This window comes from Ochrobactrum sp. BTU2, assembly GCF_024539785.1.
Lineage (GTDB): Bacteria > Pseudomonadota > Alphaproteobacteria > Rhizobiales > Rhizobiaceae > Brucella > Brucella anthropi.
Window position 1 is genome coordinate 115,540 of the sequence record NZ_JAHWRG010000003.1, and the last position, 23,427, is coordinate 138,966.

Genomic DNA, 23,427 nt, shown 5'->3' on the forward strand with positions numbered 1-23,427 from the left:
GCAACTCCAAGGCAGATCTTGAAATTATCCGAGGAATGCCTTGTACATGAGTGCAACCCATGCGGCAATCCGATGTTAATCGGTATTTCACCATGTCCGAAGAAAGGATTGCAACCCGTTTCCTTCTGAAAATACCCCCAACATATGAAACGCCGAGGGTAAAACTTTCAGAACTCCATCAAGCTTCAAGCTTGCCGAGTGCCTTGAGTTCCCGGAGAGCAGCAGCGTCGCGCGCCGAGACATCGGGAAACTCGGGATCGGAACCAACATCCGTCGTATAACGCCACGAACGGGCGCACTTTTCACCTTCGGCGCGTACGGGCACAACAGCAACGCCTTTCACATCAGAAAGCGTGAAAGCGTCTTCCGGTACAGCCGCATCGCTCAACGAAATACCGCTGGTGATGCAGATTTCCGCAAAATCAAGACCTTCGAGCGAATCGGTCAAGCTCTTGTCGGAAATGTAGACGAGCGGAGCAGCTTCGAGCGACGATCCAATGCGCTTATCCGCACGCTCCAGTTCCAGAGCGCCAGTAACGACACGACGCACCGCACGAACCTTGCGCCACTTTTCCGCCAGCACATCATCCCGCCATTCGGCAGGTGTCGGCCGGAACTGCTCGGCATGAACCGAAACCGATTGCGGATAGCGGTCGAGCCAAGCTTCTTCCATGGTGAAAGGCAGCATTGGCGCCAGCCAGGTCGTCAAGTGATCAAAGATTTCACGCACAGTCTGCAACGCTGCCTTACGGCGAACGCTCGACGGCGCATCGCAGTAAAGCGCGTCCTTGCGGATATCGAAATAGAAGGCCGAGAGCTCGACATTCATGAAGTCGATAAGCGTGCGAGCGATGCGCTTGAAGTCGAAAGCATCATATCCAGAGCGAACAACTTCATCCAATTCAGTCAACCGGTGCAGCATCAGGCGCTCAAGTTCCGGCAAATTCGCATAGGGAAGATTTTCGCCTTTATCGTGAGCGAGCGTGCCCAGCATCCAGCGGATCGTGTTGCGCAACTTGCGATAAGCGTCGATGTTAGTCTGGATGATGCTCTTGCCGAGGCGCTGATCTTCCCAATAATCGGTCGTCATGACCCAAAGACGCAGGATATCCGCACCGGATTCCTTGATGACATCCTGCGGCGTGACCGTATTACCGAGCGACTTCGACATCTTCTTGCCGTGCTCATCCATAGTGAAACCATGGGTCACGACGGCATTATATGGTGCCCGGCCACGCGTACCGCAGCTTTCCAGCAGCGACGAATGGAACCAACCGCGATGCTGGTCAGAGCCCTCCAGATAAACATCAGCTGGCCACTTCATATCCGGACGGTCTTCCAGCGTGAAGGTGTGCGTCGAACCGGAATCGAACCAAACGTCAAGGATGTCGCGCACCTGCGTCCAGCCTTCATTGGCACGGCTTCCGAGGAAGCGCTCGCGGGCACCTTCGGCAAACCAGGCGTCCGCCCCCTCTGCCTCAAAAGCATCGAGGATACGCTTGTTGACTGCATCATCCTGCAGAATGTTGCCTTCTTCATCCACGAAAACGCAGATCGGTACACCCCAGGCGCGCTGGCGCGAAAGCACCCAGTCCGGGCGGCCTTCGATCATCGAACGCAGGCGCGTCTGACCGGCAGCCGGTACGAACCGCGTATCGTCGATGGCCTTCAGCGCGCGCGAACGCAAGGTCGTACCGTCACCAAGGTTTTTGTCCATATAGACGAACCACTGCGGCGTGTTGCGGAAGATGACCTGCTTCTTGGAACGCCACGAATGCGGATAAGAATGCTTCAGGCGACCACGCGCGAAAAGCTTGTCGCGTGCGATCAGCTGATCCACAACGGACTTGTTGGCGTCGCCCTTCTTGCCGTTATCGTCGATAACCCGCGCGGGACCACCTTCACGGTCAGGACCGAAGCCCGGCGCGTCCTTGGTGTAAAAGCCATCATCCCCGACCGGGAACGGAATACTTGGATCTATACCGCGTGCTTCCAGTTCGCGGGCATTGTTCATCCATGCCTCAAAGTCTTCGCGGCCGTGACTTGGAGCAGTATGCACAAAACCCGTACCTGCATCATCGGTAACATGGTCGCCATCAAGCATCGGCACGATGAATTCATAACCACCGCCAAAGCCCTTCAACGGATGGTCGAGGACGATCTTGCCAAGCTCGTCTGCCGAAATACCGCGCAGGCGCTTGAACTGAAGCTTTGCCTTGGCGAAGCTTTCCTCAGCCAGCTTGTCGGCGAAGATGAGCTTTTCGCCCGGGCGAGGGCCAAAGTCGTTCTCGGCTTCCGTGACTTCATAAAGCCCGTATTCGATGCGCGACGAATAGGACACGGCACGGTTGCCGGGAATGGTCCACGGCGTGGTCGTCCAGATCACAACATCGCTGCCGGAGAGATCATTCTGGCCGGCGACCGGGAACTTGACCCAGATCATATCCGACTCGACATCGTGATACTCGACTTCCGCTTCGGCAAGCGCCGTGCGTTCGACGACCGACCACATCACCGGCTTGGAGCCGCGATAAAGCTGACCGGAAGCCGCGAATTTGAGAAGCTCGCCAGCGATACGCGATTCAGCGTGGAAGTTCATCGTCGTATAGGGGTTTTCGAAATCGCCGAGGATGGCAAGGCGCTTGAACTCTTCCGTCTGAACCTTGATCCAGTTGGTCGCGAATTCGCGGCATTCCCTGCGGAATTCGTTGATCGGCACTTCGTCCTTGTTCTTACCCTCGGCGCGATATTTTTCCTCGATCTTCCATTCGATCGGCAGGCCGTGGCAATCCCAGCCCGGAACATAGTTCGAGTTATAACCGCGCATCTGGAACGAGCGGGTGATGACGTCCTTGAGGATCTTGTTCAGCGCATGGCCGATATGGATATTGCCGTTGGCATAGGGTGGGCCATCGTGCAGCACATAAAGCGGGCGGTCTTTCGCCTGCTCGCGCAGCTTTTTGTAGAGATTCATTCCCTCCCAGCGCTCGACGAAAAGGGGCTCGCGCTGCGGCAAGCCAGCACGCATCGGAAACTCGGTCTGCGGCAGATAAAGGGTTTTGGAATAATCGATTTTGGTCGTCTCAGTCATGAGGGTATTCGCCTGTGAAGCCCCGGCCGGAGATGGCGGGCAAGTGGATCAAAGAAAACAGGGGGCTGTAGAGCACAGCCGGTCGCTCCCGGACCTCCGCGCCAGATATTGCCTGGCAAAGCAGCCATTCAGGCAAAGCGGGAGACCGGGCCAATAATTCGTATGGCTGTCATGATAAGCCGAAAATCCGTCATCATGGGCACGCTTTTAGCAATGAGCTTCGCAGGAATAAAGAGGCCAGAGGGGCAAAGACGCAATAAAACTGCATCCCTGCCCCTGAAAGTGTTCACATTGATACCGTTGAGGTCAGTCCAGCGAGAAATCGAAACGATAAGTCGCAGAAACGCCGACCATGAACTGGTCCGGGGAGCCGCGTTCCTTCACGATGCTTGAATCCTTTGCCGAACCTTGCAGACGACTGTACTCACCAAACAGGCTCGTATCGATCTTGTCGGTTGTCTTCCAGGTAATTGCACCACCAACACCAGCTGACTTGAAGCCACCGCCCGGACTATATTCGGAAAGTCCCGACGCAACCGCTTCCTCGGCATCGACGCCGAAATAGGTTTTGAAGTAATCCTTTGATGCGAAAGTCGCACGCGGACCACCCGACACACGAACAGTCGGCGTAACATCATAGAATGCATCGGCAGCAATATCGGCTACGACGCCATTATGCGCACGGATACCGTGACGCACTTCGCCACGCACACGCAACCAGTCGGTCGGGTAGACGTCGACAAAAGCACCTGCTTCACCACCAAACTTCGTGTCTTTCAGGCCATGAATATCGTCATCCCTTTCGAACAACAGCTTACCGGCGAGCCCCACGCGGAAACGGTCATTGTCGATCAACGCGAAGGATACGTTGTCATTTCGCGATGAGAAGCGCGTCGCCTGCCCCTGTCGGCCGAGTGAGATCAGCGGCTGGGCAGAAAAGCGATATTTGTTCGAGCCTTCGAACTTTGGAGCGACGAGGCCTGCCGCGCCGACCTTGAGATACCAATCGCCGGACCAGAAATGCTTGCGAGCGGGCTGAACGGTTTCCGCCGCATAAATATCGGTTTGCTGTACATCGGCGGAGAAAGCGAGCGAACTACTCGTTAGGAATGCGGCACCTGCAACGAGCGCCAGAGGAACAATACGTGCCACATTAAACTCCAACAAAAAGCGCCCCCAACAAATTTTGAGGCATTTATCACTTTTTGTCGAGAATAAGTAAAATTTGATTTAAATCTTAAGTGGAAAACGAAACCAGGACTTCGCCTCACTCAAAAGAAAGCAAGCGATCCAGTTCTGACAGTGGCTTTGCACTTGCAAGCAGGGCTCGTGCCTCTGCGTCATCGCGCTTCATCTGATCGATAAGCGGATCAAGGCCATCAAACTTGATTTCCCCGCGCAGAAAGCCAAAGAAGGATACACAAGCGATCTCACCATAAAGGTCGCCCGAAAAATCAAAAAGAAATGTTTCAAGCAGAGGCGTACCGTCACTGTCGACGGTTGGCCGACGACCAAAACTCGCAACCCCGTCATAAAGATCGCCGTTCTCACGCCTGAACCTGACAGCATAGATTCCGTGCTTTAAGCCCGCTTGCGCGTCGATTTGCATGTTCGCGGTCGGAAATCCAAGCGTACGTCCGAGCTTCTTGCCGTGAATAACTTTACCGCAAGCCATATAGCGATAACCAAGAAGTCCCGCTGCTTGAACGACGTCCCCTTCGCAAAGCAGATTTCTTATGCGGGTCGATGAGACGAGGTTATCGCCTTCGTCTGAAAAGGCGTCGACAAGTGTAACCGTGAAACCGGCTTTTTCTCCAGCTTTCTGAAGAAATTCCGGTGTTCCGCGCCGGCCCTTGCCGAAATGAAAATCATAACCGGTGACCACACAGCTTGCTTGCAATCTTTCAACCAGAATGTGTTCAACGAAGTCCTCCGCAGAGCGAGACGAGAACTCACCGGTAAATGGTTGCTCGACGACCGCATCAAAACCCATCAGACGCAGAATCTCAGCCTTCTTTGCTGCTGCGGTCAAACGATCGATCGGCGCATCTGGCTTGAAGAAGCTACGCGGGTGCGGCTCAAAAGTCAGGACTACTGCTGGCAGATCGCTTTTTTCAGCAATCTCCAGCGCGCGCTCCAGAACAGCCTGATGGCCGCGATGGACACCATCGAAATTACCGATTGCCACGACACAATTCTGCAGGCGTTCCGGTAAAGAATCCGTTCCAGAAAGGCGCTGAAAGCTGGATGGGGTCATTGTGATCCGAACTTCGTTGGTCGTAACGAGATTGCTCGTGCTCAAACAAGCGCATTAAGCGCAGCAACCGGACGATTGCCATGCTTCTGGAGAAACGCTTCCATTCGGGCAATGTCAACCGTGCCATCGGTCGTATAATCCGCAGCATGAACTCCGCCGGAGATGTAGAGCACATCCAGTCCGAAATCGGCAGCTCCCTTCACATCGGTCAAGACACCGTCTCCGATACCGAGAATCCGGCTTTTCTCGACTGTCTCACCGCGGATCTCTTCAGCGAACCTCAGTGCTGCCTCGTAAATCGGGCGATGCGGCTTTCCAGCTATAAGAGTGCGTCCGCCGAGCTGGCCATATTCGCGCGCAAGGGCACCAGCGCACCAGATCAGCCGCGTACCGCGCTCAACCATAATGTCCGGATTGGCACAGATGAACGGAAGATTGCGCGAGCGTAGTCGGACCAGCAATTCCTTATAATCGTCCGGTGTTTCACTTTCATCATCATAAAGTCCGGTGCAGACGACCCCCGAAGCTTCGAATTCTTCGACCAATTCAACATCGAGACCGTCATAGATGGTCAACTCGCGCTCACAGCCGATGTGAAACACCTTGCGCGGACCTTCGGCGATCAGATCACGGGTTACATCGCCGGACGTGACCACACGATCATAGGCATCGGCGGGAACGCCAAGACCCAACATCTGCTTTTCGACATCAGGATGAGGCCTTGGAGAATTCGTCACCAGAATGACCGTAACACCCTTGGCGCGCGCGCGCTTTAGCGCCTCGATTGCAGCCGGATACGCGGCTTCACCGTTATGCACCACGCCCCATACATCACAGAAGAGCACATCGTACTGGTCGGTCAGATCGTCGAGGCGTTCGAGCTGCTTCATGGTTTCCTCTTGATAATCCATCGGTAAGGCGAGAACCGCTATAGGGTGTCTTTAAGACTGCCGAGAAGGCAGCCAGCGCTCCATCTAACGCAGCCAATCACATCTGTCACGGTCTTTGGCCTGGATATCCGACCGGCAAAGCGCGTCCAATTATCCCATAGGTGATTTCACCGATCATTTACCGTGCTTCGTGACTGACTGTTAGAAAGATGCTGGTAGGAGCGGATACAACCTTTCATTTCATGTGTCGCAGACACAACCGTCGGCGGGGGCTACATTGAAAAACTGGATCACTCAAACCAGCAGTCTTGCGCTGCGTAGTTTTCGCCATTTGACTCAACCCATGAGCCTGCGCTTTGCCAAAGACGAGCGCGGTAATTTTGCGATGATAATGGCTTTGGTGCTGGTGCCCCTGTTGCTTGCCGGCATGGTTGCAGTCGACTCCGCCAATCTCATGCGCGTGCGCAACAATGTGCAGGCTTCGCTCGATGCTGCGGCACTTGCTGTGGGTAGGAGATTTTCCACTGGCGAAAGTCAAACTGTCGTGCAGGTCTACGGTGCGCAAGTTTTTACCGCCAACCTTACCGCACTGAGCGCAGATGCGGTCAATTTCGACGTCGCTTTTCCCAAAGATAAAACAACTGATCAACAGATACAGGCGACCGCTGGATTCACTTATAAGTCCCTGTTTGGTGTCATTGCTTCTCGCCTTACAGGAGATGATTGGGATCAAAACCAATATACGCTCAGCTCTTCGGTCAGGCTTAAGAACACGATTGAAGTCGCTCTCGTTCTCGACAATTCCCGCTCCATGGATGAAACCAGAAGCGGGTCGACAAAAAAGCGCATCGACCTTCTGAAAGAAGCCGCCTCACAGCTCGTGGAGACAATGGCCGCGCAATCCACGCTCATAACCCACGTTGAAAACCCTGTGCAATTTTCACTCGTTCCCTTTGCTGGTTCAGTAAATGTCGGCCCGCAATATTTGAACGCAGCCTGGATGGATCCGGAAGGCAGGTCTCCCGTCAATCTCGAAAACTTTACGCTGCCTGTCACCATCGACAGTACACGCAAGATAGAAGAAAAGCCGGTAGGCAGCGGGCGATACTACAAATCCGGAACTGGCTGGGGAGAACGCAATAACAAACCTTATTCGCGTGCAGAACTTTATGCCGACCTTTCCCTGCGATCGAAAGAGACTTGGCTCCCTTGGCAGGGTTGTGTCGAGTCTCGTCCGGGCACCTATGCGCTGGATGTAACGCCTCCTTCTGACAACAACCCAGACACATTATTTGTCCCCATGTTCGGCCCGGCCGAGTACTACAATACCGATAGCAGGGGAAACGTCACTTCCACCGTTTTGAACAGCTGGTGGCAAGACGACACATCCTTGGCTTACTCGCCCCGGCAAAGCGATCTCAAGAAATACTATCTGCGCGATTCCCTCGACAAGATTTACCGAGGTGGCAGATCGAATGATGGTGGCCCCAACTATAGCTGCACATCATCACCTCTCACCCCATTGACGGACGTCACTACCGAACAGGGGATGAAAACAATTCAAACCGCAATCAAGGCGATGGTACCAAGCGGCGGTACGAATGTTCCCGAGGCTATGGCCTGGGGCTGGCGAACGATCGTCCGAGGAGCACCGTTTACAGAAGCCCGGCCTTCGACCGAACGCGGCAATGATAAAGTTGTGATCGTGCTGACCGACGGCGCCAACACCTATTATAAATATGACGGACTGGCTGGCTCGGGTCCCGACAGAGCTGCAAACTTTTCCTACTATTCAGCGCACGGCTACACTGCTCGCATAACCAAACACTACAGCCAGGCCCGTTTATTTCAGGAAAGCGGCGTTTCGGTTTCGCAAAATAACAGTACATATACGAAGGCTATGAATGCGCGTTTTGCAAAGCTCTGCGACAACGCCAAGTCAGCCAATATCATCGTTATGACAGTCGCATTGGATCTCAGCGAGACGAACAGCACCGAGAAAGCACAAATAGATCTGTTGAGATCCTGCTCTTCAAACTCGCGCGTTCGCACGGAGAGCGGCAGACCAGCCAAGCTTTTCTGGAACTCAACCGGCGGTGAACTAAGCGAAACATTCAGGCAGATCGGCGACGAACTCTCCAATTTGCGCATTGTGGATTGATATTGCCAACGACATCACCATATGCCGGATCGGACATAGTCAACCCGTGGCCGCTCCGCGTTAAGGATGGTGCAAATTAACCATCATTCGTCTGTCAAATTTCTCAGGCAATCTTGACAAGATAAGGTCCGGCTTCTATCTCAGAGCCACGTTAGCACTCTCACATGATGAGTGCTAACAAGCGCGGATCGGCTCGATCCGTTAACAGGGTTCAACGTCTATAACACCAAGGGTTATACCATGGCTGATATCAAGTTCCGCCCGCTTCATGACCGCGTCGTCGTTCGTCGCGTTGAATCGGAAGCCAAGACCGCTGGCGGCATCATCATCCCTGACACCGCCAAGGAAAAGCCGCAGGAAGGCGAAATCGTCGCTGTTGGCGCAGGCGCCCGTGACGAAGCTGGCAAGCTGATCGCTCTGGAAGTCAAGGCTGGCGACAAGGTTCTGTTCGGCAAGTGGTCGGGAACCGAAGTCAAGATCGGCGGCGAAGACCTGCTGATCATGAAGGAATCCGACATTTTGGGTATTGTCGGCTAACGCCTCCGGCTCGGTATCGTCGGCTAATATGGCCTACATACGGAGTCGATCATATACCACAAACCAATTCACCATAATCTGACCGGGACAATTCCCAGGAGAGTAAAATGGCTGCAAAAGACGTAAAATTCGGTCGCTCTGCGCGCGAAAAGATGCTGCGCGGCGTCGATATCCTCGCTGACGCTGTAAAGGTAACGCTCGGCCCGAAGGGTCGTAACGTTGTCATCGACAAGTCCTTCGGTGCTCCGCGCATCACCAAGGACGGCGTATCGGTCGCCAAGGAAATCGAACTGGAAGACAAGTTCGAAAACATGGGCGCACAGATGCTGCGCGAAGTGGCTTCGAAGACCAACGACACTGCCGGTGACGGCACGACGACCGCTACCGTTCTCGGTCAGGCAATCGTTCAGGAAGGCGCAAAGGCTGTTGCCGCCGGCATGAACCCGATGGACCTGAAGCGCGGTATCGACCTCGCAGTAACCGAAGTTGTTGCTGAACTTCTCGGCAAGGCCAAGAAGATCAACACGTCGGAAGAAGTTGCTCAGGTTGGCACCATCTCCGCTAACGGTGAAGCCGAAATCGGCAAGATGATCGCTGATGCGATGCAGAAGGTCGGCAATGAAGGCGTGATCACGGTTGAAGAAGCCAAGACCGCTGAAACCGAACTCGAAGTCGTCGAAGGCATGCAGTTCGACCGCGGTTACCTGTCGCCTTACTTCGTCACCAACCCTGAAAAGATGGTTGCTGACCTCGAAGACGCCTACATCCTTCTGCACGAAAAGAAGCTCTCGAACCTCCAGGCTCTTCTGCCGGTTCTGGAAGCTGTCGTTCAGACCTCCAAGCCGCTCGTCATCATCGCTGAAGACGTCGAAGGCGAAGCTCTTGCAACGCTCGTCGTCAACAAGCTGCGCGGCGGCCTGAAGATCGCTGCTGTCAAGGCTCCTGGCTTCGGCGATCGCCGCAAAGCCATGCTCGAAGACATCGCGATCCTCACCGGCGGTCAGGTTATCTCCGAAGACCTCGGCATCAAGCTCGAAACCGTTACGCTCGACATGCTCGGCCGTGCAAAGAAGGTTTCGATCTCGAAGGAAAACACCACGATCGTTGACGGTGCAGGCCAGAAGGCTGAAATCGACGCTCGCGTTAGCCAGATCAAGCAGCAGATCGAAGAAACTTCTTCGGACTACGACCGTGAAAAGCTTCAGGAACGTCTTGCCAAGCTTGCTGGTGGCGTTGCCGTGATCCGCGTCGGCGGTGCAACGGAAGTTGAAGTGAAGGAAAAGAAGGACCGCGTTGACGACGCCCTGAACGCAACCCGCGCTGCGGTTGAAGAAGGCATCGTTGCTGGTGGCGGCACCGCCCTCCTCCGCGCTTCGGCCAAGATCTCCGCCAAGGGCATCAACGCCGACCAGGAAGCCGGTATCAACATCGTTCGTCGCGCTCTGCAGGCTCCAGCTCGTCAGATCACGACCAATGCCGGTGAAGAAGCTTCGGTTATCGTTGGCAAGATCCTTGAGAATGCCTCTGAAACATACGGCTACAACACTGCCAATGGCGAATTCGGCGACCTGATCAAGGCTGGCGTTGTCGATCCGGTTAAGGTTGTCCGTACCGCCCTGCAGAATGCTGCATCGGTTGCCGGCCTCCTGATCACGACGGAAGCCATGATCGCTGAACTGCCGAAGAAGGATGCAGCTCCGGCTGGCATGCCTGGCGGTATGGGCGGCATGGGCGGCATGGACTTCTAAGAAGTCCATAAAGCACGCCCATCAGGTAATAAGCTCGCACCGCAAAGCGGTGCGGGTGGCGGCATGGACTTCCAAGAAGTCCATCAAGCTTACTTTAATGAAAATGCGAGAAAGGCGGCCTTGGGCCGCCTTTCTTTTTACGTTGCGTAACCGTTTGTGATTTATGAAAAATTTACTCTGCTCGCGCTTTGCTGCACCGAAGTCTTTATTTTAGAAACTTCTGATTGACTCATAACCACCAATCATGGTCAATCCCGAATGACACAGAGATGGACTTCCTGTTTGCCCCCGCACTTTGGAAGTCCTGTCTCAGGCAACAGGAAAGGCAGGCTTCGGCCTGTCTTTCCACTTGCACTTCCAAAAATTCAGCTTCTATTCTGCGGCGTCAATCTGCGCCTTTCCTGATATCGAGGCGTCATAACGTGCGCGGGCCATCATTACCTTTGCTTCATTGGCTATCGCCCACTCACCCAATGCGCGCACAGGCCGCAAGAGATCGCTTCCCATTTCAGTCAGTTCATATTCGACCTTGGGCGGAATTGTCGGAAAGATCGTACGCGTGACGAAACCATCTCGCTCCAGATTGCGTAACGTCGTCGTCAGCATTTTCTGAGAAATACCATCTACGCTTCGACGCAATTCGTTGAAACGCATTGGATGATTACCGAGATAGCTCACCACAAGCACCGTCCATTTATCGCCCACGCGAGACAAAATATCCGCAACGGTCCTGCATGCACTGGTTTCCTTGAAGTCACCGGGTTTCATAAAAGTGCCTCCTTGTGCGCCAGGTAAGTCACTTATATAGCGTCAGTTTCTAACGGTTACCACTCTAATTAAAGGTGCTATCAATGTCTAAGCTCAAAGTCGCCGTCATCGTCGGCAGTACACGTGAACAGCGTTTTGCTCCAGTCCCTGCTCAGTGGATTGCGAAACTCGTGGCAGAACGCCCGGAACTGGACGTGGAAATTCTCGATGTCGCCGATTATCCGATGGGCTTCTATGGCGACACTTCCACCACGACCGCACAAGCAGAAACTGCTGACAAATGGAAAAACAAGCTGCGCGAGTTCGACGCCTATATCCTGACTGCGGCTGAATACAATCACGCTCCTACTGCTGTTCTAAAAAACGCCATCGACTATGGTGACTGGATTCAGAAGCCAATGGGATTTGTCGGCTATGGTGGCGTCGGTGGTGCTCGCGCTGTCGAACAACTGCGGATGATTGCAGTCGAAATGTCTTCTATGTCAGTCAAGACCGGCGTTCATATACTTTTCCCTGATTATCTCGCCGTCGTCAAAGGCGAGAATAAGCTGGACGACTTCCCTCATCTGGCAGAAGCAGCCAAAAACATGCTGGATCAGTTGGTTTGGTGGGGCAAGGCACTTAAGTCGGCGCGTGCGGTCTGAATAAGACGGCAAGCCGGAACGTTAGAGTTCCGGCTTGCCGCTAGCATTGTATGCCCTATGATTATCCGCAGTCACAATGTAATGGATGATCATATGCGTAAAGAACTTCCTATCGCCACAGCTCCGAAAGACGGTCGTAAGATTACAGTCGTCTGGACCGATGAAGATGAGCAGCGTAATGAGTCAATTGCGCAGTATCGAACGCTAGCCCAATTGCAGGCCGGTGGCGGTCAGTGGGATGAGACAGATACTGGCTGGTGGACATTCACCGATAGCAAAACTCAGCGCAAGATCGAACCGACCGCCTGGATTTCCGAAACGGATAACGGTGACGAAGAGGACGACGCTTGACCGTGGAGGTCCCGGTCAACAAAAATTGACTTTTATAGTCATGTTTTATCAAATGATTGCGTTATAAAAGTTTCACGAAGAAACATTAGCCCGCCAAGCACCTAGCGGTGCTATATTTGCTTTGGAAGGCTCGGTTTCGAGTCCAATTACCCGGAGACCTGAAATGACCGCTACGCGTACCGAAACAGATACGTTCGGACCGATTGATGTTCCTGCAGACCGCTACTGGGGCGCTCAGACGCAACGCTCGTTGCAAAACTTCAAGATCGGCGGGGAGCGCATGCCGCTTTCGTTGGTCCACGCACTGGGTGTCGTCAAGCGCGCGGCAGCAGAAACCAATATTGCGCTTGGCAAACTCGATCCGGTTCTCGGTCAGGTGATCGCGGTTGCAGCCTCCGAAGTGATTGAAGGCAAGCTCGACGATCATTTTCCGCTCGTCGTCTGGCAGACTGGTTCGGGAACGCAATCGAACATGAATGCCAACGAGGTCATTTCAAACCGGGCTATCGAACTTCTCGGTGGTGAAATGGGGTCCAAGAAGCCGGTCCATCCCAATGACCACGTGAATATGAGCCAGTCGTCCAATGATAGCTTCCCAACGGCAATCCATGTTGCCACGGCAGTTGAGGCTGTCGATCGGCTTTATCCGGCGGTTGAACATCTGACCAAGGCGCTCCAGGCCAAGGAAGAGGCCTTCAAGGATATCATCAAGATCGGTCGTACCCATACGCAGGATGCAACGCCGGTTACACTGGGACAGGAATTCTCCGGGTATCGCGCCGCGTTGGAATATGCGCGCCATCGCATCGAGCAATCGCTCGCAGACGTCTTTCTGCTCGCACAAGGCGGGACTGCAGTCGGCACGGGCCTGAACGCGCCAATCGGTTTCGATACGGGCTTTGCTGAAGCCGTGAGCGAAATTACCGGCCTCCCTTTCAAGACGGCGCCCAACAAATTTGAGGCTCTTGCCAGCCACGGTGCTATCCTTAATTTCCATGGCAGCCTGAATGCTTTGGCGGCAGACCTTTTCAAGATCGCGAATGACATTCGTTTCCTCGGTTCGGGTCCGCGTTCCGGGCTTGGTGAACTGTCACTGCCGGAAAACGAACCCGGCTCCTCAATCATGCCGGGCAAGGTCAATCCGACCCAGGCAGAAGCTTTGACTATGGTCACAACACAGGTGTTTGGCAACCAGACCACAATTACGGTCGCCGCAAGCCAGGGTCACTTCGAGCTTAACGTGTTCAAACCGGTAATCGCATATAATGTCCTGCAATCGATCCGCATTCTCAGTGATGCCATGGTGTCGTTTGCCGATCATTGTGTGGAGGGAATCGAACCGAACCTGAACCGTATCAAGGAACTGCTGGACCGCTCGCTGATGCTTGTGACCGCGCTGGCTCCGGCGATCGGTTATGACAATGCAGCCAAGATCGCCAAGACTGCGCACAAGAATGGAACGACCTTACGTGAAGAAGCATTGGCGAGCGGATTGGTGTCGGCAGAAGACTATGAGCGGCTGGTGCGGGCAGAGAGAATGATTGCACCAGAGTGAATTGGTATTCATACTGTAAACAAACTGTCGAGGATTAGACGGCTTTCCTTGACAGTCTGCAGTCGTTAATTGATGCTTCAGTTCAACAGGAGATAGCCCCGCATGTCCTCTATCACTCCACAGTCCAATGGCGCTGTAACGCTCATCGCCCGCATCTTTCTTTCGATCCTCTTCATTCTTGCCGGCTACGGCAAGCTGACCGCCATCTCGGGCACTGCAGGTTACTTCGCTGGTCTCGGCCTTCCGGTTCCAACCGTTACGGCTGTCATTGTCGGTCTGGTGGAATTTGTCGGCGGTCTCGCAATTCTCGTCGGCTTTCAGACCCGCATCGCGGCAGCCATTGTCGGTCTGTTCACCATCGGCGCGACGCTTGTTGCCCATATGGACTTCTCGCAAGGCATGAACGCCATGATGGCGCAGAAAAACCTCGCAATTGCGGGTGGCCTCTTCATCCTTGCCCTGCATGGTGCAGGTTCGCTTTCGATTGACGCCAAGCGCAGCTGATCAGACATCACCAACACAACATAAAGAAACCGCGCTATTCAGATGGCGCGGTTTTTTAATTTCCAGCGTCTTGCTGCCAATGGTTAGAAAGGAGGATTCTCCTCGAATTGAGGTAAGTCATCCAGAATGTCATACCATGGAGCTTTCGAGCCGACGAAAATATGAGCAGACGGCTTCAGCTTTGGCTCCTCAGCCAACACGCCATAATTGACGTGAACATATTCGCCCCCGCGAACGATGGAATATAGAAAAGAAGCACACGAAGCGCATCGCACATCGTGATCGATCTCGTTGCCGACAAGCATGAGCGACGATTTACTATTCGTCTCTTCGAGTGCGTGGGTTTTTATTCCACCGAAAGCCTTGAATGCACTGCCAGTGGCACGACGACATAATGAGCAATGGCAGTTCAGGGCATATTCGAATTCATCCGTCACTGTGAAACGGACTGCTTCGCAGGTACAACGTCCAATCAATTTCCGCACACTATTCATCTGAACTGTTCCGAGTTCCAATTGTGAAATGGCAACTCGCAACATAAAAGACAAACTTGAAGTTATCTACCCGCCCAGTCCTTTACGAATACGGGTCGCAACTTCTGTGACACGTGCATTCTCGCGACTGCGGCGCGCTGAAACAAGGCAAGCCTGCGAGCGCAGAATAACGCCGTCTTCCAGAACCTTTAGGCGGTTAGCCCGCAGTGTTGAACCCGTCGATGTAATATCGACGATCATGTCTGCAGAACCTGCAGCCGGAGCGCCTTCAGTAGCCCCCAAGCTTTCAACGATGCGGTAAACCTGAATGCCATGCTTCTGCGAAAAGAATTGCTGTGTCAGTCGCCAGTATTTGGTGGCGATACGCAGACGGCGACCATGACGCTGGCGGAAATCTGCCGCCACATCGTCCAAGTCAGCCATGCTGGTCACATCACGCCAGACTTCCGGAACTGCCACCACAACGTCAGCATGACCGAACCCCAGTTCCGCTTCGATGGCCACGCGTTCTTCCGAATGCGCCAATGTTTCGCGAACAAGATCTTCGCCTGTAACGCCCAGATCAACACTGCCGTATCCCAGTTCACGGGCGATTTCGGAAGCCGAAAGGAACAGAATGTCGAGATCAGTTTCGCCCTCAACACGAGCCCGGTAATTGCGCGAGTCATCCGGCAGGATCACTTTGTAACCTGCCTTGTCTAGCACTGCGAGCGTCTGTTCCTTCAAGCGCCCTTTGGACGGCAATGCCAGAGTCACACTCATTTTTTCTCTCCCACCAGCATTTGCAGTCGGTCGAGCCAGATGGAAAAGCCGACACCGGGAATGTTTTCCGAAGCGCCAAGCATGGTCAGAAGCCGGTCATAGCGACCGCCGCCAGCGAGAACGCCTTCCTTTTCAACACCCGGAGCCCGGATTTCATAAACGAGACCGGTATAGTAATCGAGCGGACGCCCGAAGGAGGCATCGTAGATAATATCTTTTGTGGCGATGCCCGCATTCGCAATAGCTTCACTGCGCGCCTCAAACTTTTGCAAGACTGCAGCAAGATCAAGGGCGTGTTCCGAAGCAAATGCCCGCAAGGTAACGGCTGCGGAATCAAGCGTGACGCGCGTTTCAAGAAACTGTTTCAGAAGATCAAGCGCGGATGCAGGAAAGCGCGTAGCCGCAAGATCTTCCTTCTCGATCAACCGGCGTGCAATCTCGGCCGGCGAACGTCCTGCACTGGGCGAAATGCCAGCTTCGAGCATTTCCGCTTCCAGCATACGTGCAAGTCCGGATTCATCGCCCTCTGCCACCAGCCCGGCAAGCGTTTCCGATAACGGATCACGCCGTTGTGCGCCGGTTAGTTCAGCAAGTACCTGTTCCATGGAATTCGCATCGCCGAAAGAACGCAGAAGCTTCTTGCGCCAACCTTGTGGCAAGCCTAGCGCCTTCAGCATACCCGCAAAGACCGACTGGTCTCCCAGAACAATCTCAAGCTCTGCTTCAGGAGCCGCCGCACGAACACAGGAAAGCGCATCAGCAATCGAGCGCGCATCCGATGCGGCTTCGTCGGAAGCACCCAAGTCTTCGATACCGGCCTGAAGAAATTCAGCCGCACCGTCACGATGCTGACGGAACACTTCGCCCAGATAGGCATAGCGCTTCGGCGTGGCAGCATTCAGGGCGATGTGGTTGCGGCAGACGGGAATGGTAAATTCCGGCCGCAAGCACAAACTATCGCCGTTCTCGTTTTCAGTGAGAAAAATACGACGGCGTAAATCCTCGCCCGCCATATCCAGGAATGGATCAGCTGGCTGAATCAGCGGAATTTCGACAAGTTCGGCTTCGCGCGCATCAAGCGTCGCACGAAGAGAATTGAAAACACCAGACGAGCTCGATCCAGCCATGGCTTCCGTCACTTCGACTGTTCTGCGCGATCTCGCGCCTGGCTGACAAGGATTTCACGGACGGCATCAATGAGGCCATTTTCCTTGGCCGTGATCTGAGCCGGGCGGCTTTCGCGCCAGGTTACATTGTCCTCAATCTCCGCAGAAAGGCGCTTGCCCTCGACCAGATCCTTGATCTGCACCTCACCTGCCTCACGCTCCTGCGAGCCCTGAATGATGACGCAAGGCGCTTCACGACGATCAGCATATTTCATCTGCGCCTTCATGCCGGACCCGCCGACATACATTTCAGCGCGAATGCTCGCCTGACGCAGGTCGGAGACCATCTTCTGATAGCGGCCAAGGCTTTCTGTATCCCTGTCCATAACCAGAACCACTACCGGGCCGACGACATCGGAAACATCAAGTTTGCCGAGGTTCTTCAAAGCCGTCATCAAGCGCGAAACACCAATGGAAATGCCCGTCGCTGGTACTGGCTCGCCGCGGAAGCGTGACACGAGACCATCATACCGGCCACCACCGCCCACAGAACCAAACACGACCTTCTGACCGTCTTCATTGGTAACGTCGAATTGCAGTTCCGCTTCGAAAACCGGCCCCGTATAATATTCAAGACCACGCACACAAGAAGGATCAATGATAATTCGACCGTCATCGTACCCAGCCGCTATTGCTAAATCTCGAATATCTTCGAGTTCTTTCAATCCTTCGAGCATAATAGAGCTTTTATTAAAGTCGCTTTCCCGGATAGCTTGTAAAAGCGTTTTTCCGATGGGTTCCCCACCTTCGGGAGAGAAGTAAGGAAATACGGGATCAATTGCTTTCCTTTGACTGATATCATCGTAATCACGTGCCGCGACTGTGATGAAGTTCATCATGCGCTTGATCTGCTCATCATCAAGATTTGCGCCTTTAGTGAAATCTCCACTTTCATCAAGACGGCCCTCGCCGAGCAGAAGACGAACGCCTTCAGGTCCAAACTTGTCGAGCTTGTCGATGGCACGCAGTACATTGAGGCGCTTGGCGGCATTGCCCTCACCTTCAAGACCGATAGCATCCAGCACACCGTCAAGAACCTTGCGGTTATTGACGCGGATCGCATAATCGCCACGACTGATGCCTAGGCGCTCCATCGTGTCGGCCATCATCATGCACATTTCGGCATCGGCCGAGACATTCGGCGCACCGACCGTGTCAGCGTCGAACTGCATGAACTGACGGAAACGACCCGGTCCCGGCTTTTCATTGCGGAACACCCAACCATTGCGATAGCTGCGATAAGGCTTTGGCAACGACTCATAGTTTTCGGCAACAAAACGTGCCAGCGGCGCAGTCAGATCGTAGCGCAGCGACAGCCATTGTTCATCGTCGTCCTGAAACGAGAACACGCCTTCGTTCGGGCGGTCCTGATCCGGCAGAAACTTGCCGAGCGCATCCGTATATTCCACGAGCGGAGTTTCCACCGGCTCGAAGCCATAGAGGTCGTAAACTTCACGGATTGTCGCCATCATCTTTTCAGCGGCGCGCAAATCATCCGGCACCCGATCGACAAACCCGCGCGGCAACCGCGCCTTCATCTTGTCCGCTTTATCGGCCATTTTTCCTGCCTGATCGCTGATTTATACACACATGCCGATTGGAACCGGCATCAATTCTGTTGCCGGTTTCCTAACCGATCAAGTCCGTTGCGGCAAGTGCAGGAAGCGTGTTCAGCGTGTCGCAATGGCGACGGCTGCACCCGCCATCATGCCAGCACTGGTTCTGTTAGCGATCCGCATCATGCGAGGACTGCGCAGAAACCGTCTTGCCTGCGCGGCAAGCACCACCCACGCCGTATCAACTGCAGCGAGAACAGCAAACATGACCACCAGCAATTCAGCCCAACCAACCAGCGAAACATGGGTGATATCAACCACCGTCGGCAGAATGGCGAGGTAGAACACCATGATCTTCGGATTACCAAGTGTTATCGCCAGCGCGCTAAGGAAGAGCTTCCCAGCCTCACCCTGACGCGGAATGGCATTTTCATCCGCAACTTCATCTACCGGTGCGATCCACATCTTCCACGAAAGATAGATCAGATAGGCTACGCCGACATATTTGAGGATGAGAAACGCAGTGTGAAATGTGTTGGCCAGCGCGGCCAGTCCCCAGACAGCGAGTGAAAGCCAGATAGCATCACCAAGCCACAGACCGAACATGAATGGAAAGACGCCCTTGTGGCCGCGGCTGATGACGCGCGCCACCAGCGCGCCGACATTCGGCCCCGGCGTACCCGCCGCCACAACCAGAATACCGGCAAATGCCAACAACGACACCAAATCCATGATCGTCTCCCATACTCAAAGATGGATGTTTCTCGCAGAAATGATGCGGCTTAGCAATCGTTGCTCTAGCTGGGTCGTTTGAAACGCTGTCGCAATTTTTCAATGTGTGTCCGACAGTGGCAACCTTCAATATGGTCGTTCACCAGCCCCATTGCTTGCATGAAAGCATAGACAGTCGTTGGACCAACGAATGACCAGCCGCGCTTCTTCAAATCTTTGGAGATGCGAATTGATGTTTCAGTCTTCGGATTGGCAACAAGAGTTGGATAGTCCACCACGGTAGGGCGATCTTTTACGCCCGGTTCGAATGACCAGAAATAGGCCGCAAGTGAACCCTTTTCGGCAACCAGCTCAATTGCGCGCTTGGCGTTGTTGATCGTAGATTCGATCTTGCCGCGATGGCGCACGATACCCTTATCGGCCAGCAAGCGCGCCACATCTTCTTGATTGTACTGCGCAACACTATGAAAGTCGAAGCCATCGAAAGCTGCCCGAAAATTATCGCGTTTTCGCAAAATCGTGAGCCACGACAGGCCTGACTGGAAACCCTCAAGGCAGATTTTTTCGAAAAGCCGGAAATCGTCAGAGACAGGAACACCCCATTCCTTGTCATGATAAGCAAGATAATCGGGTAACTCACCCGGCCAGAAGCAACGCGTCATTCCATCGGCGCCGACGATCAGACCGGTTTTTGCCTCAGCGACATCGCTCATTGTTCCGCCTCTCAAGTTTCATCCATAATTAATTATGTCGCGCAACCTGACACTAACCACAACTTTAATTGGAAGGGCCGTCAGGCAAAACACGCGACCAAAATTTACCTTTACGATTCCATTCCGGCACACAATCCCCACACGAGCATGAGGGTCGCTCTCCTGACAGCAGATGTCAGGAGCTGCAACGGGCAACTGCGTCACAAAGATTTTCAGGCGCAAAGATACGGATCGGGATTATGAAACCACGGCATCTTCTTTTAATCGGGTCGCTTGCGGCGATTGCCGTTTCCATCGTCAGCACGGGCATGGCCTTTGCCAACGACCGCTATGCAACGCTGCCGCCGGTACGTGTGAGTCCTGATCTTTCCGCGCCATGGGTAGCTCAATTGCATGGACAGCCTGCCCGCATAAAGGCCGTACCGCAATCTTTGCAGCCAGCGCCACGTGTTGCCGCCAGACAGAAGCAGAAAGCCAAATCCAGCTATCGTCAGGTTTCGTATCAACGCCCGGCTGCGAATCCGGCAACCACAGTACGAAAGCACCAGATCGATCCCGCTTACCTGCCGCAGACGGTTTCCTATTCCGGCAACGAAAAACCGGGCACAATCGTCATCGATACAGGCAAGCGCTTCCTTTATCTCGTTCAATCCGGCGGTAAAGCGATGCGATATGGCGTCGGCGTCGGGAAACAAGGTTTCAGCTGGAAGGGTTCGCAGCGCATCAGCCGCAAGGCTGAATGGCCAACCTGGACACCGCCGAAGGAAATGATCGCCCGCGAGCGCAAGAAGGGGCGTATCCTCCCGGCGCGTATGGAAGGGGGGATAAATAACCCGCTTGGCGCGCGCGCGCTTTATCTCGGTTCAACACTCTATCGTATCCACGGGACTAACCAGCCTTGGACTATCGGCAAGGCAATGTCGTCCGGCTGCATTCGCATGCGCAATGAAGACGTCACCGATCTTTATGAACGTGTCCCGGTCGGCGCAAAGGTGGTTGTCCGCTAATCGAACCATCTTTTTTATGCCATTTACAACCGCCTTCTCTCGGAGGCGGTCGTATTGTTTTCATAAATCTGAAAAGATCAAAATTTCTGTACAGAAAGAATGATTGCAGACTTGGAAACATGATTGAAAGGGCTTTTCCTTTTCCCCCGAACACCCATATGCTGACAGTGGCAAAGTCCAAAGAGATATGAAAATGGCTGCCAGATGGCAGTTCGTGCTGGAGAAAGAACCGGCATGCAGGTCAATAGCATTCATGCGCATCAAAGGATCCACCTTTGCGCTGAATGCTTCGGAGGGAAAGGATAAATCATGACCGTACCGACGGTTAAACTGAACGACGGCAATCACATTCCGCAGCTCGGTTACGGTGTCTGGCAAGTAGGTAATGACGAAGCAGTGGCCGCTGTCAGCGAAGCGTTGAAAGCAGGATATCGTCACATCGACACTGCTGCCATTTACGGCAATGAAGAAGGCGTCGGCAAGGCGATCAAGAGTTCCGGAATCGAGCGCGGCGACATTTACCTCACCACGAAACTGTGGAACGGTGAACAAGGCTATGAATCGACGCTGAAAGCATTCGAAGCCAGCTTGAAAAAGCTTGGCACGGATTATGTGGATCTCTATCTCATCCACTGGCCGATGCCATCGAAAGATCTTTTCATGGAAACATGGCGCGCTTTTCTCAAATTGAGAGAAGAGGGTCGAGCCAAATCCATTGGTGTATCCAACTTCCGTACAGCCGATCTCGAACGCATCATCACGGAAAGCGGCGTAACGCCGGTTCTCAATCAGATTGAGCTGCACCCACAGTTCCAGCAGGACGAGTTGCGTCTGTTCCACAGCAAACACGACATCGCGACGGAAGCGTGGAGCCCACTTGGTCAGGGTAAAATTCTGGAGGATGCCACGCTGAAGGCCATCGCGGAAAAGCATGGCAAGTCGGTCGCACAAATCATCCTGCGCTGGCACATCGAAACGGGCAATATCGTCATTCCCAAGTCCGTTACGCCCGCCCGTATCAAAGAAAATTTCGATATTTTCGATTTCCGTCTCAACGGAACCGATCACGATGCGATTACGAAACTGGACAAGGCAGACGGCCGGATCGGCCCGAATCCGAGTACCTTTTCGGCTGGCTGAGCAGACATCGAAGACAAAACCGGGCAATTGCCCGGTTTTTTTATGCAGCTATTTGTGACAATCCCTGAGGCTTCGGCCCACCATAGGCCCAGTCGATCAGTTCCACCGTGTGCACGATGGGTAGCTGGCTGCCAGTGGCGATCTGGGTCATGCAGCCGATATTGCCGGTAGCGATCAGATCGGCGCCTGTCGCCTCAATGTTCTTTACCTTGCGGTCACGCAGCTTGGCGGCAATCTCCGGCTGCATGATGTTATAGGTGCCAGCCGATCCGCAGCACAGATGCCCTTCCAGCGGTTCCTTCACCGTGAAGCCCGCTTTTGACAGCAGGTCTTTCGGCTGCCGCACAATTTTCTGCCCGTGCTGCATCGAGCAGGCCGAGTGATAGGCGACTGTCAGCGCCTGCGGCGCATCGGGTTCCGGCAGATCGATGCCGGTGAGATATTCGGTGATGTCCTTTGCCAGCGCCGACACGCGCGCAGCCTTGTCCTGATAGGCCGGATCAAGCCGCAGCATGTAACCATAATCCTTGATCGTCGTGCCGCAGCCGGACGCCGTGACGATGATCGCATCGAGACCGCCCGCTTCGATCTCACGCGTCCAGACATCGACATTGTGCCGCGCCTGTTCAAGCGCCTGCTCCTCGCGGCCCATATGATGGACCAGCGAACCGCAGCAACCTTCGCCTTTCGGTGTGATGACTTCAATGCCAAAGCGATTCAGAAGACGCAAGGTTGCAGCGTTGATGCCGGGATTGAGCACAGGTTGGGCGCAGCCATTGAGGATCGCCACTCGACCTCGCTTCTCGCCCTTGGCGGCACTGATCGTTTCAACATTGGCGGCGGCTGGCAACTTTTGTGGAGCAAGATCGAGCATTGCCGCCATCGGTCGCAAGGCCTGGCTCTTTCGCAAAAGCGGCGCAAACGGCTTGCCGATCTTCGCAAGCTTTAGTGCTGCACGGAAGCGCCCCGGATAGGGCAGCACCTGCGCCAGAACCCCACGGAGGAAGCGGTTCATAAATGGGCGCTTATAGGTCTTTTCGATATGCGCCCGCGCATGATCGACCAAATGCATATAGTTGACCCCGGAAGGACATGTCGTCATGCAGGAAAGGCAGGACAGGCAGCGGTCAACATGGCGCACGATTTCCTCATCCGCCGGGCGGCCGTTTTCCAGCATATCCTTGATGAGATAGATGCGGCCACGCGGGCTGTCGAGTTCGTTGCCGAGCGTCACATAGGTCGGGCATGTTGCGGTACAGAAGCCGCAATGCACGCATTTGCGCAAGATTTTTTCGGCTTCACTGACGCCGGGATCGCGCAGTTGATCGGGGCTGAAATGGGTCTGCATGGC

General features: G+C 54.1%; 21 protein-coding genes. 9 read left to right on the forward strand and 12 right to left on the reverse strand.

The genetic code is table 11. The features are described 5' to 3' along the window. Positions 1-178: 178 nt before the first annotated feature. The 4 genes from ileS to KWJ32_RS09610 all read right to left on the reverse strand — a co-directional run bounded on the left by ileS (position 179) and on the right by KWJ32_RS09610 (position 6,238). The gene (gene ileS / locus KWJ32_RS09595; protein WP_011982749.1) at positions 179-3,091 is read right to left on the reverse strand and encodes an isoleucine--tRNA ligase; all 2,913 of its coding nucleotides are present in this window, start codon (positions 3,089-3,091) and stop codon (positions 179-181) included. Positions 3,092-3,397: 306 nt separating this feature from the next. Next, a complete protein-coding gene (locus tag KWJ32_RS09600) occupies positions 3,398-4,243 on the reverse strand; it encodes a MipA/OmpV family protein (protein ID WP_231771516.1) in 846 nt (281 codons plus the stop codon). A 115-nt stretch (positions 4,244-4,358) separates the two neighbouring features. Beyond that, positions 4,359-5,348 (reverse strand): bifunctional riboflavin kinase/FAD synthetase, encoded by a 990-nt coding sequence (locus tag KWJ32_RS09605; RefSeq protein ID WP_011982747.1) that lies wholly within the window; start codon positions 5,346-5,348, stop codon positions 4,359-4,361. 41 nt (positions 5,349-5,389) lie between these two features. Continuing rightward, the gene (locus KWJ32_RS09610; protein WP_010660993.1) at positions 5,390-6,238 is read right to left on the reverse strand and encodes a TIGR01459 family HAD-type hydrolase; all 849 of its coding nucleotides are present in this window, start codon (positions 6,236-6,238) and stop codon (positions 5,390-5,392) included. Positions 6,239-6,515: 277 nt separating this feature from the next. Between KWJ32_RS09610 and KWJ32_RS09615 the strand changes: the two genes are divergently transcribed. The 3 genes from KWJ32_RS09615 (at position 6,516) to groL (ending at position 10,684) form a co-directional block, all read left to right on the forward strand. Next, on the forward strand, positions 6,516-8,399 hold the full coding sequence (locus KWJ32_RS09615; RefSeq protein ID WP_231771517.1) for a pilus assembly protein: 1,884 nt from the start codon (positions 6,516-6,518) through the stop codon (positions 8,397-8,399). Between the two features lie 240 nt (positions 8,400-8,639). Continuing rightward, a complete protein-coding gene (gene groES, locus KWJ32_RS09620; RefSeq protein ID WP_006472506.1) occupies positions 8,640-8,936 on the forward strand; it encodes a co-chaperone GroES in 297 nt (98 codons plus the stop codon). 107 nt (positions 8,937-9,043) lie between these two features. After that, the gene (gene groL, locus KWJ32_RS09625) at positions 9,044-10,684 is read left to right on the forward strand and encodes a chaperonin GroEL (protein ID WP_010660991.1); all 1,641 of its coding nucleotides are present in this window, start codon (positions 9,044-9,046) and stop codon (positions 10,682-10,684) included. Between the two features lie 372 nt (positions 10,685-11,056). Here groL and KWJ32_RS09630 read toward each other — a convergent pair whose 3' ends face one another. After that, the gene (locus KWJ32_RS09630) at positions 11,057-11,452 is read right to left on the reverse strand and encodes a helix-turn-helix domain-containing protein (RefSeq protein ID WP_010660990.1); all 396 of its coding nucleotides are present in this window, start codon (positions 11,450-11,452) and stop codon (positions 11,057-11,059) included. Positions 11,453-11,535: 83 nt separating this feature from the next. On the opposite strand from KWJ32_RS09630, the gene KWJ32_RS09635 reads away from it, so the two are divergent. The 4 genes from KWJ32_RS09635 (at position 11,536) to KWJ32_RS09650 (ending at position 14,506) form a co-directional block, all read left to right on the forward strand. Next, positions 11,536-12,096: an NAD(P)H-dependent oxidoreductase gene (locus tag KWJ32_RS09635; protein WP_010660989.1), complete on the forward strand. Its 561-nt coding sequence runs from the start codon at positions 11,536-11,538 to the stop codon at positions 12,094-12,096. A gap of 93 nt (positions 12,097-12,189) precedes the next feature. After that, entirely contained in the window at positions 12,190-12,447 is a 258-nt protein-coding gene (locus KWJ32_RS09640) for a hypothetical protein (protein WP_125300731.1), read from the forward strand. A gap of 163 nt (positions 12,448-12,610) precedes the next feature. Next, positions 12,611-14,002 (forward strand): class II fumarate hydratase, encoded by a 1,392-nt coding sequence (fumC, locus tag KWJ32_RS09645; protein ID WP_125300732.1) that lies wholly within the window; start codon positions 12,611-12,613, stop codon positions 14,000-14,002. Between the two features lie 102 nt (positions 14,003-14,104). Beyond that, positions 14,105-14,506, forward strand: coding sequence for a DoxX family protein (locus KWJ32_RS09650; RefSeq protein WP_151610212.1), 402 nt, complete (start codon positions 14,105-14,107; stop codon positions 14,504-14,506). A gap of 83 nt (positions 14,507-14,589) precedes the next feature. Here KWJ32_RS09650 and KWJ32_RS09655 read toward each other — a convergent pair whose 3' ends face one another. From KWJ32_RS09655 to KWJ32_RS09680, 6 genes are all read right to left on the reverse strand, one after another. Further along, on the reverse strand, positions 14,590-14,943 hold the full coding sequence (locus tag KWJ32_RS09655) for a GFA family protein (RefSeq protein WP_231771518.1): 354 nt from the start codon (positions 14,941-14,943) through the stop codon (positions 14,590-14,592). 123 nt (positions 14,944-15,066) lie between these two features. Continuing rightward, on the reverse strand, positions 15,067-15,762 hold the full coding sequence (hisG, locus tag KWJ32_RS09660; RefSeq protein ID WP_010660984.1) for an ATP phosphoribosyltransferase: 696 nt from the start codon (positions 15,760-15,762) through the stop codon (positions 15,067-15,069). Beyond that, positions 15,759-16,889 (reverse strand): ATP phosphoribosyltransferase regulatory subunit, encoded by a 1,131-nt coding sequence (locus tag KWJ32_RS09665; protein WP_151610211.1) that lies wholly within the window; start codon positions 16,887-16,889, stop codon positions 15,759-15,761. The genes hisG and KWJ32_RS09665 overlap by 4 nt, the downstream gene beginning before the upstream one ends. Before the next feature lie 8 nt (positions 16,890-16,897). Continuing rightward, positions 16,898-18,487: a histidine--tRNA ligase gene (gene hisS, locus KWJ32_RS09670; protein ID WP_011982738.1), complete on the reverse strand. Its 1,590-nt coding sequence runs from the start codon at positions 18,485-18,487 to the stop codon at positions 16,898-16,900. A 111-nt stretch (positions 18,488-18,598) separates the two neighbouring features. After that, positions 18,599-19,216: a LysE family translocator gene (locus KWJ32_RS09675; protein WP_011982737.1), complete on the reverse strand. Its 618-nt coding sequence runs from the start codon at positions 19,214-19,216 to the stop codon at positions 18,599-18,601. Between the two features lie 65 nt (positions 19,217-19,281). After that, positions 19,282-19,929, reverse strand: a complete 648-nt coding sequence (locus KWJ32_RS09680; protein ID WP_011982736.1) for a DNA-3-methyladenine glycosylase I — start codon at positions 19,927-19,929, stop codon at positions 19,282-19,284. 239 nt (positions 19,930-20,168) lie between these two features. Between KWJ32_RS09680 and KWJ32_RS09685 the strand changes: the two genes are divergently transcribed. Both KWJ32_RS09685 and KWJ32_RS09690 read left to right on the forward strand, forming a co-directional pair. Further along, positions 20,169-20,936 (forward strand): L,D-transpeptidase, encoded by a 768-nt coding sequence (locus KWJ32_RS09685; protein ID WP_011982735.1) that lies wholly within the window; start codon positions 20,169-20,171, stop codon positions 20,934-20,936. 309 nt (positions 20,937-21,245) lie between these two features. After that, the gene (locus KWJ32_RS09690) at positions 21,246-22,076 is read left to right on the forward strand and encodes an aldo/keto reductase (protein WP_011982734.1); all 831 of its coding nucleotides are present in this window, start codon (positions 21,246-21,248) and stop codon (positions 22,074-22,076) included. A 40-nt stretch (positions 22,077-22,116) separates the two neighbouring features. On the opposite strand, the gene glcF is transcribed toward KWJ32_RS09690, so the two are convergent. Continuing rightward, entirely contained in the window at positions 22,117-23,424 is a 1,308-nt protein-coding gene (gene glcF, locus KWJ32_RS09695; RefSeq protein ID WP_011982733.1) for a glycolate oxidase subunit GlcF, read from the reverse strand. Positions 23,425-23,427: the final 3 nt, after the last annotated feature.